This is a genomic window from Arthrobacter sp. 2762 (assembly GCF_040548745.1).
Taxonomy (GTDB): domain Bacteria; phylum Actinomycetota; class Actinomycetes; order Actinomycetales; family Micrococcaceae; genus Arthrobacter.
On sequence record NZ_JBEPSI010000006.1, the window covers coordinates 287,928 to 301,607 of the forward strand.

17 protein-coding genes are annotated in these 13,680 nt (G+C 62.3%); 10 read left to right on the forward strand and 7 right to left on the reverse strand.

Annotated features, from left to right (window positions below; genetic code table 11):
• Position 1 precedes the first annotated feature (1 nt).
• The 3 genes from ABIE18_RS13695 to ABIE18_RS13705 all read left to right on the forward strand — a co-directional run bounded on the left by ABIE18_RS13695 (position 2) and on the right by ABIE18_RS13705 (position 2,855).
• Positions 2–1,378, forward strand: coding sequence for an MFS transporter (locus tag ABIE18_RS13695; protein WP_499723299.1), 1,377 nt, complete (start codon positions 2–4; stop codon positions 1,376–1,378).
• A 7-nt stretch (positions 1,379–1,385) separates the two neighbouring features.
• Entirely contained in the window at positions 1,386–1,847 is a 462-nt protein-coding gene (locus tag ABIE18_RS13700; RefSeq protein ID WP_499723300.1) for an acyl-CoA thioesterase, read from the forward strand.
• Positions 1,848–1,970: 123 nt separating this feature from the next.
• Positions 1,971–2,855 (forward strand): PaaX family transcriptional regulator, encoded by an 885-nt coding sequence (locus ABIE18_RS13705; protein WP_499723301.1) that lies wholly within the window; start codon positions 1,971–1,973, stop codon positions 2,853–2,855.
• 32 nt (positions 2,856–2,887) lie between these two features.
• Here ABIE18_RS13705 and ABIE18_RS13710 read toward each other — a convergent pair whose 3' ends face one another.
• On the reverse strand, positions 2,888–3,670 hold the full coding sequence (locus ABIE18_RS13710; protein WP_499723302.1) for a VOC family protein: 783 nt from the start codon (positions 3,668–3,670) through the stop codon (positions 2,888–2,890).
• 258 nt (positions 3,671–3,928) lie between these two features.
• Positions 3,929–4,570, reverse strand: a complete 642-nt coding sequence (locus tag ABIE18_RS13715) for an NADPH-dependent F420 reductase (RefSeq protein WP_499723303.1) — start codon at positions 4,568–4,570, stop codon at positions 3,929–3,931.
• Positions 4,571–4,674: 104 nt separating this feature from the next.
• On the opposite strand from ABIE18_RS13715, the gene ABIE18_RS13720 reads away from it, so the two are divergent.
• On the forward strand, positions 4,675–5,382 hold the full coding sequence (locus tag ABIE18_RS13720; protein WP_499723304.1) for an HAD family hydrolase: 708 nt from the start codon (positions 4,675–4,677) through the stop codon (positions 5,380–5,382).
• A gap of 74 nt (positions 5,383–5,456) precedes the next feature.
• Positions 5,457–5,666 carry a DUF4177 domain-containing protein gene (locus tag ABIE18_RS13725; RefSeq protein WP_223935036.1) on the forward strand — a complete coding sequence of 70 codons (210 nt, stop codon included), beginning with the start codon at positions 5,457–5,459 and terminating at the stop codon, positions 5,664–5,666.
• 63 nt (positions 5,667–5,729) lie between these two features.
• Here the strand turns inward: ABIE18_RS13725 and ABIE18_RS13730 are convergent, their stop codons facing one another.
• The 3 genes from ABIE18_RS13730 to ABIE18_RS13740 all read right to left on the reverse strand — a co-directional run bounded on the left by ABIE18_RS13730 (position 5,730) and on the right by ABIE18_RS13740 (position 7,517).
• Positions 5,730–6,281 (reverse strand): SRPBCC domain-containing protein, encoded by a 552-nt coding sequence (locus ABIE18_RS13730; protein ID WP_499723305.1) that lies wholly within the window; start codon positions 6,279–6,281, stop codon positions 5,730–5,732.
• A gap of 105 nt (positions 6,282–6,386) precedes the next feature.
• Positions 6,387–6,788 carry a hypothetical protein gene (locus ABIE18_RS13735; protein ID WP_499723306.1) on the reverse strand — a complete coding sequence of 134 codons (402 nt, stop codon included), beginning with the start codon at positions 6,786–6,788 and terminating at the stop codon, positions 6,387–6,389.
• 117 nt (positions 6,789–6,905) lie between these two features.
• Positions 6,906–7,517: an NADPH-dependent FMN reductase gene (locus ABIE18_RS13740; protein ID WP_499723307.1), complete on the reverse strand. Its 612-nt coding sequence runs from the start codon at positions 7,515–7,517 to the stop codon at positions 6,906–6,908.
• Positions 7,518–7,701: 184 nt separating this feature from the next.
• Here ABIE18_RS13740 and ABIE18_RS13745 point away from each other — a divergent pair, with 184 nt between their 5' ends.
• The 5 genes from ABIE18_RS13745 (at position 7,702) to ABIE18_RS13765 (ending at position 11,475) form a co-directional block, all read left to right on the forward strand.
• Positions 7,702–8,910 (forward strand): Re/Si-specific NAD(P)(+) transhydrogenase subunit alpha, encoded by a 1,209-nt coding sequence (locus tag ABIE18_RS13745; RefSeq protein ID WP_499723308.1) that lies wholly within the window; start codon positions 7,702–7,704, stop codon positions 8,908–8,910.
• Positions 8,910–9,245: an NAD(P) transhydrogenase subunit alpha part 2 gene (locus tag ABIE18_RS13750; RefSeq protein WP_499723309.1), complete on the forward strand. Its 336-nt coding sequence runs from the start codon at positions 8,910–8,912 to the stop codon at positions 9,243–9,245. The genes ABIE18_RS13745 and ABIE18_RS13750 overlap by 1 nt, the downstream gene beginning before the upstream one ends.
• Positions 9,242–10,615, forward strand: a complete 1,374-nt coding sequence (locus ABIE18_RS13755; protein WP_499723310.1) for an NAD(P)(+) transhydrogenase (Re/Si-specific) subunit beta — start codon at positions 9,242–9,244, stop codon at positions 10,613–10,615. The genes ABIE18_RS13750 and ABIE18_RS13755 overlap by 4 nt, the downstream gene beginning before the upstream one ends.
• A 126-nt stretch (positions 10,616–10,741) precedes the next feature.
• Positions 10,742–10,996 carry a hypothetical protein gene (locus ABIE18_RS13760; protein ID WP_499723311.1) on the forward strand — a complete coding sequence of 85 codons (255 nt, stop codon included), beginning with the start codon at positions 10,742–10,744 and terminating at the stop codon, positions 10,994–10,996.
• 122 nt (positions 10,997–11,118) lie between these two features.
• Positions 11,119–11,475: a hypothetical protein gene (locus ABIE18_RS13765; RefSeq protein WP_499723312.1), complete on the forward strand. Its 357-nt coding sequence runs from the start codon at positions 11,119–11,121 to the stop codon at positions 11,473–11,475.
• On the opposite strand, the gene ABIE18_RS13770 is transcribed toward ABIE18_RS13765, so the two are convergent.
• Positions 11,472–12,209, reverse strand: coding sequence for a maleate cis-trans isomerase family protein (locus ABIE18_RS13770; RefSeq protein ID WP_499723313.1), 738 nt, complete (start codon positions 12,207–12,209; stop codon positions 11,472–11,474). The genes ABIE18_RS13765 and ABIE18_RS13770 overlap by 4 nt on opposite strands.
• 8 nt (positions 12,210–12,217) lie before the next feature.
• On the reverse strand, positions 12,218–13,657 hold the full coding sequence (locus tag ABIE18_RS13775) for an amidohydrolase family protein (RefSeq protein WP_499723314.1): 1,440 nt from the start codon (positions 13,655–13,657) through the stop codon (positions 12,218–12,220).
• Positions 13,658–13,680 lie beyond the last annotated feature (23 nt).

Sequence of the window (13,680 nt, forward strand, 5' to 3'; positions counted from 1 at the left end):
CGTGCCCGCCGCACCGGTTAATGACTGGAACGTGCCCAAGCGCACCACCGGCTTGGTGTTGATTTGTTGCTGGCTCGCCATCCTCGCCGAGGGTTACGACGTCGGCGTCCTGGGGGCAGTGCTTCCGGCGCTGGCCGAGTACAAGCAATGGAACCTCAGCCCCCTTGCCCTGGGCGGGCTGGGATCATATGCCTTGATCGGCATGCTTATCGGAGCCTTGTTCATCGGGACTCTCAGCGACCTTGTAGGCCGCAAGAAGATGCTGTTGGCGTCCATGGTGATCTTCACCCTCACCCAGGCTGGTGCCGCCTGGGCTCCGACGCCCGAGCTGTTTGGCCTTTTCCGGCTCATCGGCGGACTGGGCATGGGCGGTGTCATCCCCGTGGCCGCAGCCCTGACCATCGAGTACTCAGCTCCCAATAGGCGTTCCTACAACTACGGCCTCATGTATTCGGGCTACTCGCTGGGCATTGTTGCGGCCGCGCTTGCTGCGATGTTCGTATTGCCGGTTGGTGGCTGGCGGACCGTGATTGCTATTGGTGCCGCGCCGATTGTCCTGCTGCCGATCATTTGGAAGTTTCTCCCGGAATCGTTGGAGTACCTCGAGTCCAAGGGACGTAAGACCGAGGCCAAGGCCTTGGCTGCCAAGCTGGAGATCGCCGACTACCAGCCGGTGGCAACGGTGGCGCAGGCCGGTACACCCGCCGATCCGTGGTGGAAGACCATCACCACGATGTTCTCGCGGAAGTACCTGCGCTCCACGGTGTTCTTCTGGGTTTCCCTGTTCTGCGGCCTGGTACTCGTCTACGGGCTCAACACCTGGCTGCCGAGCATCATGAAGAAGGCCGGCTACGATCTGGGCTCGTCCCTGACGTTCCTGTTGGTCTTCAGCCTGGCCTCCGCCATCGGCGGCCTGCTCCTGGGCCGTGCGGCAGACAAGTACGGCAAGAAGCTCATCCTCGTGGTGTTCTACATCCTGGGTGGCCTGGGCATCATGCTCCTCGTCTTCCCCAACACCATGGTGGTCAACTTGCTGTTCGTGGCCTTCGCAGGCGTTGGCTCGATCTCTACGTCCCTGGTCCTGACCGGCTACATCGCTGACTACTATCCGGCCAAGGTTCGCGGTACGGCCACGGGTTGGGCTCTCAGCTTTGCCCGCCTGGGTGCGATCTCCGGACCCTTGATCGGCGGCTGGATTGCAGGTTCCAAGCTGCCCTTCGAGGCCAACTTCGCGATTTTCGCCGGCATCGCAGTGGTGGCCGCGGCCGCCGTCGCTATGATTCCGAAGCCGCAACCCGAGGTGACGGTTGTTCTGTCCAATGCGGGAGCCGACGTCGCGGACCCGGACGACGAAACCGCGGCAGTCAGCACCCGCTAGGAGAATCATGGACGCGTTTCCTGAAGCGAGTGTTGAGCGGACGGTTGAGTGGGTGGACACCGACGCCTCCGGCCACCAACACAACTCGGCCATCCTCAGGTGGGTGGAAGCCGCCGAGGCAGAGCTCTTCCGCTCCCTGGAGCTGCCCGACTACTTCCCCAACGCTCCTCGCGTCCAGCAGGTGATCAACTACAAGGCCAAGCTATGGTTCGGCCAGCGCGTCACCGCCACGGTGAAAATCCACGCGCTCGGCCGGACCTCGCTGACCATGGCCTTCGAGGTCCGCGGCCGCCCACTTGAAGATGCTGCCCGCGGAACGCCCGACGGCGTCACTCACCAAGGTGCATCGTCGGACGGCAGCGAGGTGGCCGCATTCGGGACGGTGACCACCGTCCACGTCCCCAACGGCACCACCGCCGCGCAGCCTTGGCCGGAACATTTCGTCCGGGCTGTGCGGTGGGTTGACTAGCTGACAACACGGACGCCGCCGTGATCTGCTGGCAGAGCATCAGCCTTTCCCGGCCATTGATGGTTCCCCACCTATGATGAACATGACTGGCGCCTTACCTGGCGCGGAAATGAGGGTCCTTCAATGTTCGCCGTCCCGGCACCCCCGGTGCGCCATCAGCAACTCCTGGTCACCATCTTCGGTCTTTATGGCAGGAACGCTGGTGATGCGTTGCCGGTCTCCGCACTGGTTTCGATGCTCGGTACGCTCGGCTATGACGCGCCGGGTGTGAGATCGTCTGTTTCCAGGCTTAAGGCCAAGGGTGTCCTGAAGAGCGTCCGCGAAGGCGGCATTGCCAAGTACAAGATCGCCGAATCGGTGAGCGACGTCTTCCGTGAAGGTGATCGGCGGATCTTCGCCCCCGAACAGCCTGCTCCCGTGGATACGTGGGTGCTCGCCGTGTTCTCGGTGCCCGAATCGATGCGGAACCGCCGACACCAACTGAGGTCCGCCTTGTCCAGCCTGGGATTTGGGTCAGTGGCGTCCGGCGTATGGATCGCTCCGGCACACAAGCTGGAGCAGGCTCGCGAACGCCTCACTGCCAGCGGGCTCATCGAGTTCGTGGACCTCTTCCGAAGCGACTACGTTTTCGATGGCCCCATGCGGCCCAAGATCTCCGAATGGTGGGATCTCAAGGAACTCGATGAACAGTTCACGGAGTTCCTTGAGATCTACCGGGGCGCAGAGCAGCAGTGGATCGAGCTGGTGGGCACCGACCCTGAGGCGGCCCTGGCTGATTCCACGGCCGAGGTGCGACGCGACGCTTTCCGCTACTACATTCCGATGCTCACGCTGTGGCGCAAGTTCCCTTACCGGGACCCGAATCTCCCGGCGGACTACCTTCCGCCCGAGTGGCATGGGCCGGAAGTCCGCCGGACCTTCCAGGCAGTGCACCGGCTCGCCGCGCCGCTCGCCGCGGCACACGCCCATGAGGTCATCAGCGAAGCTTTGGATCCAGTCCTGACGTAGCCGTTGGTGCGGGTTTAGCCGGCGGTCCGGGCTTAGTCCTTGGTCCGGGGCGCGTCGATGATGCCGAAGATTTCTCCCTGCGGCGCCTGCAGGATTGCCATCCGTCCCATGGGGCTGTCCATGACTGGCACCAAGGCTGAAGATCCGAGTTCCATGGCTGTTGCGGCGGTTCGATCTACATGGTCGCTGGCAAACCACGTCAGCCAGTGATTCGGCGCGCCCTCGGCAATTTCGGTGTCGTGCTGAATGCCGCCCACTTCGCGGCCATCAGAAGCCCGCTTGGCGGTTGCGTATATGAATCCGTCCTGGTCGATGTCCTGATAGCTGAAGCCAAAAACATCGGCATAGAAGGAACGGGTCAGCGCGTAGTCGCGGGTGTGGAGTTCGTTCCAGCACAGTGCACCGTGCTCGTTGACGCGCTCCGCCCCGATATGGGTCCCCGCCTGCCAGATGCCAAAGACTGCACCAACGCTGTCTGCGGCAATTGCCATGCGCCCCGAATCCATCACATCGAAGGGAGGAGCGATGAGTCGGCCACCAGCAGCGGCTACTTCTTTGCACGTGGTGTCAACATTGTCCGAGGCCAGATACGTGGTCCAGACGGTTGGCATGTTGGAATCCTGTTTGGGGCCGAGTCCGGCAACTGCTTGTCCGTCCAGTTGGGCCAGCAGGTAACCCCCGGCCTCTTCGTCGCCGGAGAGGTAATCCCATCCAAACAACTCCGTGTAGAAGGCCTTGGCGGCAGGGAGGTCATCGACCCCCAGATCCACCCATGCGGGTGTTCCTGCAGGCCATTTCTCAGTTTGGGTAGACATAGCAACTCCTTGGGTTCGGGGCTTAATTGGCGCGGCTGCCTCCCGGAATGCCCTATGCGCCGGGCTTCCTGGGAGGCAGCCACTCCCTTTGTGCGTCCAGCGTCCAATTCGTGATGCGATTCGGCCCAAATCCTGGCCGCAAATCGTGCCCACCCGTCGTGGAGTGGCAGTCCCACAGCACCCCAGCACAGAGGAGGCGGCAGGCGTAAGCCGCCTGCCGCCGTCGTGCGTGTTTTGTTATGAGATGGTGCGGGTCTATCAGACGGTGCGGGTCGCTTTGGCGAGGTTGTCGCGAAGTTCGTCCGCGTTCTGCCGGATGACGTAGGCCGGGCGGTCGCGCTCGACCCGCCAGCTGTCTTCGAGCGGCCCGATGTTGACGGTGTCGAAACCGAACTCGTCGTACAGCTTGGTCACGAGTTCGGCGGCCTCCGGGAAGTCACTGGCTGTGGCCAATGCGCGGCGGTTGGGCGTGCCGGCCGGGGTGCCATCGGTAGTGATGTCCTTGGCGAAGATGTGGTTAAAACCCTTGGCTACCTTGGACGTGGGCAGGTGCTTCTGGAGCAGGCCCGAGGTGGTGGCCTCGCCGTTGTCGAGCGCGGGAATACGGCCGTCGCGCTCCCAGTAATAGTTGTTGGTGTCGATGACGATCTTGCCTTCCAGCGGCTCCGCCGGGATGTCCCGGTAGTTCTTCAGCGGAACGGTCACGACGGCGAAATCACCTGCCGCTGCTGCCTCAGCCGCCGTCGCGGCCCGGGCCCGCGGCCCAAGTTCTGTGACCAGTTCCGCGAGGGTTTCCGGGCCCCGGGAATTGCTGATCACGACGTCGTAGCCGAGTTCAACCGCTTTACGCGCAACCTGGCTGCCAATGTGTCCTGCACCGATGATTCCGATTGTTGTCATACTCCCGCCAACAAGATGTTGCAGACGCGTATTTCCGGCGTTACGCAATATGTCGAAGAGCGCGCCTGGTTTCCGCGCAACGGAACGGTAAGTAGACTTACTAAATGTCTACTCCAGCCAACTCAAGCTACAAGAAACGCGGCGTCCTCTTTGACGTCGATGGGACATTGATCGACTCCAGCTACTTCCACGCGTTCGCCTGGTGGCAGGCATTCAGGCGCGAAGGCTTGGACATCCAGATCTCCGACATTCATCGCTGCGTCGGGATGGGTGGCGACAAGCTGGTCCAGCACCTTGTGCCGGACTGTCCGGAAGACATGCAAAAGGAACTGAAATCCGCGCACGGGGCTGTGTTTTCGACATTCTGGCCGTCCTTGCGCGCCTTCGACTCCGCCCGGGACCTCCTTGCAGCCTGCTCGGATTCCGGGCTGGCGGTAGGGCTGGCCTCGTCAGCGCAAGAGCGCGACCTTGACGTTAGCAGGCGGCTTCTCGACGCCGGTGGGTCCATTGACGCGTGGACCAGCTCCAATGATGCGGACGAAAGCAAGCCGGCTCCGGATATCCTTCTGGCGTGCCTGAAGAAGCTTGAACTCGATCCAGCGGACGTCGTCTTTGTTGGCGATGCAGTCTGGGACGTAAAGGCTGCTGCGGCAATTGGCGTTCCCGCCATCGCCCTGACCTGCGGCGGTATCAGCGAGGCCGAGCTCCGCGACGCAGGCGCCGCGGAGGTCTACGACAATCCGCGGCACCTGCTGGAAAATCTGGAAAGCAGTGCCATTGGAAGGCTGACGGCGGGGACGCTCAGTGGTTAGGAAGCACCGCCGCCGGCGCCGCCGCGTTGAGTAGCATTGCTCCCAATCGACCAGCAATGGAAGGAAGTCGCGTCATGCAGCAGTATGTCGTCCTGCAAGTGATCCTCAAGGAGAAGCTGTTGGGAACCGGTTCGGGCAATCTGACGTCCCTGGAGAAGGCCATCAACGATCAGGCCGCGAAGGGATACCGGCTCCACACCATTACCACGTCGAGCAGCGGGAGTAAGGGGCTCGGCGGCGGAGACCGTATCCAGGCAACGATGGTGTTCGAGCGCCTCGGCTAAAAGCGCGCGCATTGGCTTTTCCGTAACTGCCCTGATGACAACGGCGGCGGCGACAACGGATCGTCAACTGCTCGTTTCGCCATCACCAGACTTTGTTTTAAGGGCTCCCGGTATCCCGTTGAGGCGAAGGGTCGTCCCGGTGCGCAGATGAGGTAAGTCAGCGCTGCCGTCTCCGGTTCGCGTGAGGAACGTGACCTGCTCGGTCCAGATCAGCCTGCTTCTGCCGAATTCCGCATCGGCCAGGGTCACCGTTACCAGCGATGCCCATCGGGTTACATCGTCCACGATCGCTTCGTAGACGAAAACGATTCGGCGATCGGGCGCGATGTCGAGGTAGCGTGATCGATTGCGCAGTACCTGGGCCTGCCCGTCCGGCATGGTGAAGGTGCTGCTCGCTTCCTCACCGCCGCCGATGCGGAAGTCGTGATCATAGACGGACCCGGTTCCTGGCATCCGAAACCATTGCCGGCGCAACCGATCATCCGCGAACACGGCGAAGACGTCCGCCCGGTTCGCCTCAAAATCGCGCGTGATGGTGAAGGTCTCGTGCCTGACATCCGAAGGCTGCCCACCACTCGTTTGGTCGGAAGGGTGCGCATCATGCAACTCAGTCATGTCAGCCAACTCTCTGTTCTCTCATCACGTATCTGTAGGAACAGAGGCAGGCCGCAGTTGCTTCCCGCGCTTGATCTCAGCCGGGCAGCAGCGTCCTATCGCCGACTAGAGTTCTTCGTCCCGCACTTCCTCATTCCGACCGCGTCCGCGAACCGCCCAGATGATCAGCGCAATGACGATGATCGCAGCAACGGCGGCCAGGATCCACGGCGTGACGTCGGTCCGGGTTTGTTCCTGGGGCTCGGACTCTCCGGTCCCTGGGTTGGCGGGTCCGCTGCTAGCCGGGTTGGACGTGGTTTGCCCGCCGGACGACGGAGCTGGGTTTGTCGGTGTTGCCGTTGACGGGCCGGAAGGGTTGCTGGGCGACACCGACGGAGTGGGGGTGGTGGCGGCCACGTGGCCTTGCAGGGCGGCGGGGTTTGCTGCGTTTGCTGCTGCCGCGACGGACAACAGGGACCCGGTGAAGAGGGTCAGTGCCAGGGTTGTCAGGGCTAATCTACGAAGCATCGTTTCTCCTGTGGGATAGGGCGTGTTCGCGAATCCTCATAGTAGTAAGCATACTGACCAACAAAGAAAATAGGGTGGGTGTCGCCCACCAGGCAAGGGGCGACCCCACCCGAGGGGCTAGCGCGTTAGCTTGGCCGAATCAGGTTCCTGGTCGCCGATATGACCCGGAGCGTTGGCGGCGAGGACACGCTGGACAAACGCGCTGTATTCCTCCATATAGTGGCGCAGCAACCCTGCCGTGCCCTCGTCCTTAACCGAGCCGTCGTCGTCGTACGCGTCCGCGACGAAGCGGATGTAAGCCTCCGGCGCATTCAGCTGAGGCGCGTCGAGGAAGCTGAGGACGCTGCGCATGGAGGACTGCATCACTGCGGTTCCGATACCACCAGGCGACGCGCCGATAATGCCGGTAGGTTTCCGGGCAAAAGAATTGGTGCCCCACGGACGGGATCCCCAGTCGATGGCGTTCTTCAAAGCGCCTGGAATGGAGCGGTTGTACTCGGGGGAGACGAACAGGATGCCGTCCGATGCGGCGATCGCGTCCTTCAATTCCCTGCCGGCGGGCGGGAAGTCGGAGTCGTAGTCGGAGCTGTACAGCGGGAGGTCCCGTATGGCGATTTCATGAAATTCCAGTTCCGGAGGCGCCAGGCTGATGAGCGCCTTGGAGAGGACCCGGTTGATCGAGGTACTGGAGAGGCTTCCGACGAAATAGCCGATTTTGAATGTGTCCATAGCGGCGTTCCTTCCCGACGGCACGGCCGGAACCGGCTCGTCGACGGTGTGGAGGCTGGTTGCCCCAGCTTCCACCGACCCTAATGGACTTGTCCACATAGCGCACCCCCTACTCCCGTCCTGACCTTTGCGGCCATAGACTCATGCCAACTGGTTCCGGAGAGTTCCCGAAGAGGGGTGGCGGGTGAAAGCAGGCATAGCGCGCGAGGCACTCGACGGTGAGCGCAGAGTGGCAGCCACGCCCGAAACGGTCAAGCAATTGACCGGGTTGGGCCTTGATGTTGAGATCGAGTCCGGGGCGGGGCTTGCCTCCGGACATAGTGACGACGAATACCGGCAGGCCGGCGCTTCTGTTGTGCAGTCCCTGGATCTAGGATCCGTAGACGTTTACTGCCACGTGCGTCCCATGGAACCGTCGACGGCGGGAGCCCTCCGCCCGGGTTCAGTCACCGTCGGATTGGGGTCGCCGTCCTCGGAGTTGCCAACGGTGAGGGCGCTCGCCGCAGGTGGCATCACATCGTTTGCACTGGAACTGGTTCCCCGGATCTCGCGGGCCCAGTCCATGGACGCCCTCACCTCACAGGCCTTGGTGGCCGGATACCGCTGCGTCCTTGAGGCCGCGACGCGCCTGCCCAGATTCTTCCCGTTGTACATGACTGCGGCCGGGACCATCCCGCCCGCCCGGGTCCTGGTACTGGGGGCAGGCGTGGCCGGGCTCCAAGCGATCGGCACTGCCAAAAGGCTTGGCGCGCGGGTTTCGGCCAACGACATCCGTCCGGCGTCGGCAGACGAAGTGGCTTCCATGGGTGGGACCTTCATCAAGCTGGACCTCGAAACCGCCGAAGCTTCAGGCGGGTACGCCCGTGAACTCAGCGCAGACAGGGGTGCCTTGCAGCGTGCGCTCCTGACGCCGCACGTAGCGCAGGCAGATGTCCTCATCACCACTGCTGCCGTCCCCGGACGCCGGGCACCACTTCTGGTGAGCCGCGAAATGGTCCAAGGGATGCGCCCCGGATCTGTCGTAGTAGATCTGGCGGCCGAGTCAGGCGGAAACGTGGAAGGCAGCATCCCCGGGCAGGACATCCACATCCCCACGGCTGATGGGCAGGGTGAAGTGACCTTGGTGGGGCTCAAGGACCCAGCATCCGCGATGCCCGCAGACGCCTCGCGTTTGTTCGCCAAGAACGTGGCCAACCTGATCGCATTGATGACCCGGGAAGGAGTTGTCGCCCCGGACTTTGACGACGAGGTTGTGGCGGGAACCTGCCTCACCCACGACGGCGAGGTGCGGCACGCGCCAACAGCTGAAGCACTCGCCGCGCTCGCGGGTGAGACCGGCCCCTTTGGCAGTGCCCACACAGCGGCCAACCCTGGCAGTGAAGGAGCGCATTGATGGATGGCATGAGTCTGCTGACGATCACCGTACTGGCAGTTTTCGTGGGCTTCGAGGTCGTCTCCAAAGTTTCCAGCACCCTCCACACACCCCTGATGTCCGGGGCGAATGCTATCCACGGAATCATCCTGGTGGGTGCCATCATTGTCGCTGGCCAGGCCTCTGATCCGTGGGTTTTGGCGGTCGCCTTGCTGGCCGTCGTCCTTGCCACGGCCAACCTTGTGGGCGGCTTCGTGGTGACCGACCGCATGCTGGAGATGTTCCGCGGGAGGCAACGGCCGCCGTCGTCAGTTGTTTCATCCGAGGATCACGCGGGTAAGGAGCTCGGCCGGTGACTCTACTGGATCCCACCTGGACAGCTCTCCTCTATCTCGCAGCCGCAGCCTGTTTCATCCTGGCGCTCAAAGGCCTGAACTCACCGCGAACGGCGCGGCGGGGAAACCTCATCGGGGCGTTCGGCGCCTTGTTGGCTGTCGTCACAGTGTTCGTCTCGGTGAAGCTGGACAACGTTCCATGGATCGTTGGGGCAATAGCTGTGGGATCGGTGGTGGCCGCACCCGTGGCACGGCGCGTTCAGATGACGCAGATGCCCCAACTCGTGGCCCTGTTCAACGGTGTGGGTGGCGGCGCCGCCGCACTCGTGGCATTGCTGGAGCTCTCGCATACCGTTGATGCGTGGGTCCGCTTGGCCATCGTGTTCACGCTGCTCGTCGGGGCCGTTTCCTTTGCCGGTTCCGGGGTTACCTTTGCCAAACTGCAGGGGCTGATGACCACCCGGCCAGTGACGTTCCCGGGCCTGCCTGTGCTGATGGGCGTGGTGCTGCTTGCCGCGGTGGGCGCAGGGATTGTGGTGATACTGAATGGTTCGCTCCTGCTCGCGCTGGCGCTGCTGATCCTTGGCCTTGTGGCCGGTATCCTGCTGGTGCTTCCGGTGGGTGGTGCCGACGTACCGATTGTCATCTCGCTGCTCAACGCCTTCACTGGATTGGCCGTGGCTGCGTCAGGATTGGTGCTGGGCAACGTGCTCCTGGTGGTGGCCGGCACCCTGGTTGGAGCGTCAGGCACCATCCTCACCCGGGCCATGGCCGCCGCGATGGGCCGCAGCGTTGCGGGCATCATGTTCGGTGCCTTCAAAGGTGGCTCCACTGCCGGTTCCACCGCCGTGAGTGAGCGTCCGGTCAGATCCTCCAGCCCGGAGGATGTTGCGGTGTTGCTCGGGTACGCCCAGCGGGTGATTATCGTTCCCGGATATGGCTTGGCTGTAGCGCAAGGCCAGCACACAGCCGCTGAGTTGGCCTTGGCTTTGGAGGCACGCGGGACCGAGGTGGACTTCGCCATCCATCCTGTTGCCGGACGCATGCCCGGGCACATGAACGTCCTCCTGGCCGAGGCCAACGTGCCGTACGAGTCGCTGAAGGAAATGAGCGATATCAACCCCGAGTTCAAGACCGCCGACGTTGCCCTGGTGGTGGGTGCCAACGACGTCGTGAACCCTGCAGCCAAGACCACCTCCGGCTCCCCGATCTATGGAATGCCCATCCTTGAAGTAGCTGACGCCCGGCAGGTGGTATTCCTCAAGCGTTCCATGCGTCCAGGATTCGCTGGCATCGAAAACGAACTTTTGTACGAACCTCAGACCACGTTGCTGTTCGGCGACGCAAAGGATTCGTTGACCAAGGTGTTGGGCGCGGTGAAGGCGCTCTAGGAGGATCGGCACGCCGTAATTTCGGCCCCTGCTTTCGCGTCATGTTCGGACCGTGAAGCCACATCTTTTAAACAGAAGTCTGCCCAAGAGGCGACTGCGGAAAGATGCATGGCTAGGAGTCATCGATTGAAAGACGATATGAAGGATTCGACGCCGGGTTCACGCTTCGACAAACCACAAAGCAAGAGGGTGACAGATTGGAGGCCACTCGTTGGCCTGGACGTCCAAATCTGGCGCGGCAATAAGATCGTGGACCAAGGCCTGGTAGAGGCAGTGACCGACGATGGCAACGTTTTGTGGCTCAAACAACAAGGAGCAATAAACCGGCGGCTTGTCATGAAGGAAGCCGGAACAGGACTTCGGGTACGGCTCATCACCTGAGCCCAAAGCGTGGGGGCATGCCCGGGCCTCGCACCCTTCCCGGCCATCCGCCGTCGTCCTAAGCTGAACCGTACGAGTTACCCAACCCATGCCGAACCGCCACATCGAAGCGAGGTTGCGCCATGACCGTCAAACTCAACAAGAAAGCATTCGACAACGCGAAGCACCTGATCAGCGACGGGAAGATCGTCAAGGACGTTCGGGATGACTGGAGCGAGCACGCCCCGTCCACCAAGGACGAGAATGAGTTCCTGGAGAAGCATGGCCAAGCCGAGTATTCCAAGTGGTACCTCGGCGTGGACGACGATCATCCGGCTGACCAAAAGGGCCATTACAAATTCCCTTTCGGCGACTTCAAGAAGATCCACAGATGCGCGGTCATCTCTGCCGAGAGCCGTGCGGCGCAGAACGACTATGACGATATCCGGGATGCGCTCGGCAAGCTGCTCGAGCGCATCGATGAGGACAACAAGGACTAGGCCACGGCGTCAGCCAGCAAGCGCCCCCATTTCGGGTCCAGCAAGGGAGCTTCCGCAAGCTTGAGGGCATGCCAGAGTGTCACTGCCACGGAATCGAGAACAGGGACGCCTGTTCGGGCTTCAACGTCGGCTGTGATGTTGGCTCCATAGAGGTTGGTGCACAGGAAGACCACGGCGTCCGGATGAGCTGCCGCCAACTCCAATGAGCCCGGCAGCATCTCCTCATCGGTAACGCGCCCAAAGGATTCGTTATCGGTGAGATCAAGGTGCCGATGATCGATCGTCTTGATGCCTTCCCTGGCGTACGACGCGATCACGGCCTCGTTCACGTCTGCCGTGTAGGGCGTGAACAAACCGATTCGCTCGGTGCCAAAGGACGAGAAGGCCTCCAGGTAGGCCAGTGTGGACGTGGTGGCCGGTATGCCTGTGGCGTCGGTGATCTCACGGACCAAGGCATGGTCGTGGGAAGCGCCGAGCCAGGATCCGGACGTGCCGTTCCATGCAATAACGTCCACGTTCGCCGTGGCCAGCAACTCGGCAGCTCCGCGCATCACCGAGGAATCGAATTGCTTGTCCGAGGAGTCGTCCAAGGCAATCCGGGTGACGGGGATGCGGGTTGAATGAATGGTCACATCCTGGCGATCGCCCAGGATCCGGTATGTCTGCGGCTCAAGGCAGGTGTTGGAGGACGGCACGATCATGCCGATGCGGATTGGGCGGTTGTTTGAAGGCATGGTTGCTCCTAAGCGTTGAGGGATTCGGCAGAGGGGATGACGGGAACGGAGAGGGCGTCTCGGTGTTCCGTGAAGCCATTGCGGGGCACGAAGCGACCCACCGGCCCGGGATCGTGGAAACCTGCTTCGTCAAGGACCACCCGTCCCGCGGAGATCACCGCTGAGGGCCAGCCGCTGAGCGTCTTCCCCTCAAAAGGCGAGAAATCAGTCCCCATGTGCAACGCACCGCCGTCGACCATTTGCTGTGAGGCGGGATCGAAGATCACGATGTCGGCATCGAAGCCTTCCACGATCGCGCCCTTTCGCGGGACTGCATTGATCCTGGCGGGGCCTGCCGAGAAGACCTCAACGAAGTCCTCCACAGAGCCGCCGGATTCAGTGACCAGTGCCGTGAACGTCACGGGCATGCGGGTTTCCACGCCGGGGAGGCCATGCGGCATATAGCGGACATCGTCCGTGCGCTCGCGTTTTTGGGAGAGGTCGTAGCAGGAGTGGTCCGAGGAAACAGTGTGGATGGCACCGGCAGCCAGTCGATCCTTCAAGGCGGCCACCGTTTCGGCACTCCGCATCGGCGGGCAGCACGCGTACCATTCCGGGAACGCGGAACCATAAACGGCGTCGTCCAAAGTCAGATAGTGCGGGCAGGTCTCCGAGTACGCCTCCTGGCCGCCCGCGCGGGCCTCGGCCACGAGGTCCACGGCGCCCGGAGTCGACTGGTGGACAAAATAGACGGGCGCTCCGGTGTACTGGGCCATCGCCAAGGTTTCCTTGACCGAGATCTCCTCGGCAAGCTCAGGCCGGGTATGGTGCAGGTGCTCGATGCCGATTCTGCCGTCCGAGGCGTGCTGCTCAGTGCAGTCGGTGATGATGGGATCGTGCTCTGCATGGATGTACGTGAGCCCATCCAGGCGCACCATTTCGCGCATGACCTTCAGGATGGTGTCACCATCGGCCATGGTTGAGCCGCGGTTTGTGGTGTACATCTTCACGGACCTGACGCCCTCGGCCGCAAGCTGCTCAAGCTGCCACGGAACCGTCTCGTCCCACGAGACAACAGAGCCGTGCACGGCAACATCGCAGCGGGACTCGGTGGCGAGGCGCTTCTTGTTCAGGACCGCTTCGAGCGGAGTCTCCTGAGCATCGCGGGGGATGCCGAAATCGATGATGGTGGTAGTGCCGCCCCAGAGTGCCGCCGTTGACGTGGTCCGGTAGTCATCCAAAGTGCGGAATCGGCCGGTCACTTGGGCAACATGACAGTGGCCGTCGATGCCGCCGGGGATGACCAACTGGCCGTGGGCTTCAATGGTTCGTGCAGCCGCGGGAATGGGTTCGGCAGCGTCAATGAGCTGGACGATGCGTCCGCCGTCGACTACGACGTGGGCGGCTTGCCTGCCGAAACTGTTGACGACCGTGCCGTTGGCGATGACGAGATCGGGGAAGTGGGACATCGTTGTCCTCCTTGTTCTTGGAA

Coding starts and splice junctions, on each gene's coding strand:
- ABIE18_RS13700 (WP_499723300.1), top strand. CDS start 1,386: ATGGACGCGTTTCCTGAAGCGAGTGTTGAGCGGACGGTTGAGTGGGTG.
- ABIE18_RS13705 (WP_499723301.1), top strand. CDS start 1,971: ATGTTCGCCGTCCCGGCACCCCCGGTGCGCCATCAGCAACTCCTGGTC.
- ABIE18_RS13710 (WP_499723302.1), bottom strand. CDS start 3,670: ATGTCTACCCAAACTGAGAAATGGCCTGCAGGAACACCCGCATGGGTG.
- ABIE18_RS13715 (WP_499723303.1), bottom strand. CDS start 4,570: ATGACAACAATCGGAATCATCGGTGCAGGACACATTGGCAGCCAGGTT.
- ABIE18_RS13720 (WP_499723304.1), top strand. CDS start 4,675: ATGTCTACTCCAGCCAACTCAAGCTACAAGAAACGCGGCGTCCTCTTT.
- ABIE18_RS13725 (WP_223935036.1), top strand. CDS start 5,457: ATGCAGCAGTATGTCGTCCTGCAAGTGATCCTCAAGGAGAAGCTGTTG.
- ABIE18_RS13730 (WP_499723305.1), bottom strand. CDS start 6,281: ATGACTGAGTTGCATGATGCGCACCCTTCCGACCAAACGAGTGGTGGG.
- ABIE18_RS13735 (WP_499723306.1), bottom strand. CDS start 6,788: ATGCTTCGTAGATTAGCCCTGACAACCCTGGCACTGACCCTCTTCACC.
- ABIE18_RS13740 (WP_499723307.1), bottom strand. CDS start 7,517: ATGGACACATTCAAAATCGGCTATTTCGTCGGAAGCCTCTCCAGTACC.
- ABIE18_RS13750 (WP_499723309.1), top strand. CDS start 8,910: ATGGATGGCATGAGTCTGCTGACGATCACCGTACTGGCAGTTTTCGTG.
- ABIE18_RS13765 (WP_499723312.1), top strand. CDS start 11,119: ATGACCGTCAAACTCAACAAGAAAGCATTCGACAACGCGAAGCACCTG.
- ABIE18_RS13770 (WP_499723313.1), bottom strand. CDS start 12,209: ATGCCTTCAAACAACCGCCCAATCCGCATCGGCATGATCGTGCCGTCC.
- ABIE18_RS13775 (WP_499723314.1), bottom strand. CDS start 13,657: ATGTCCCACTTCCCCGATCTCGTCATCGCCAACGGCACGGTCGTCAAC.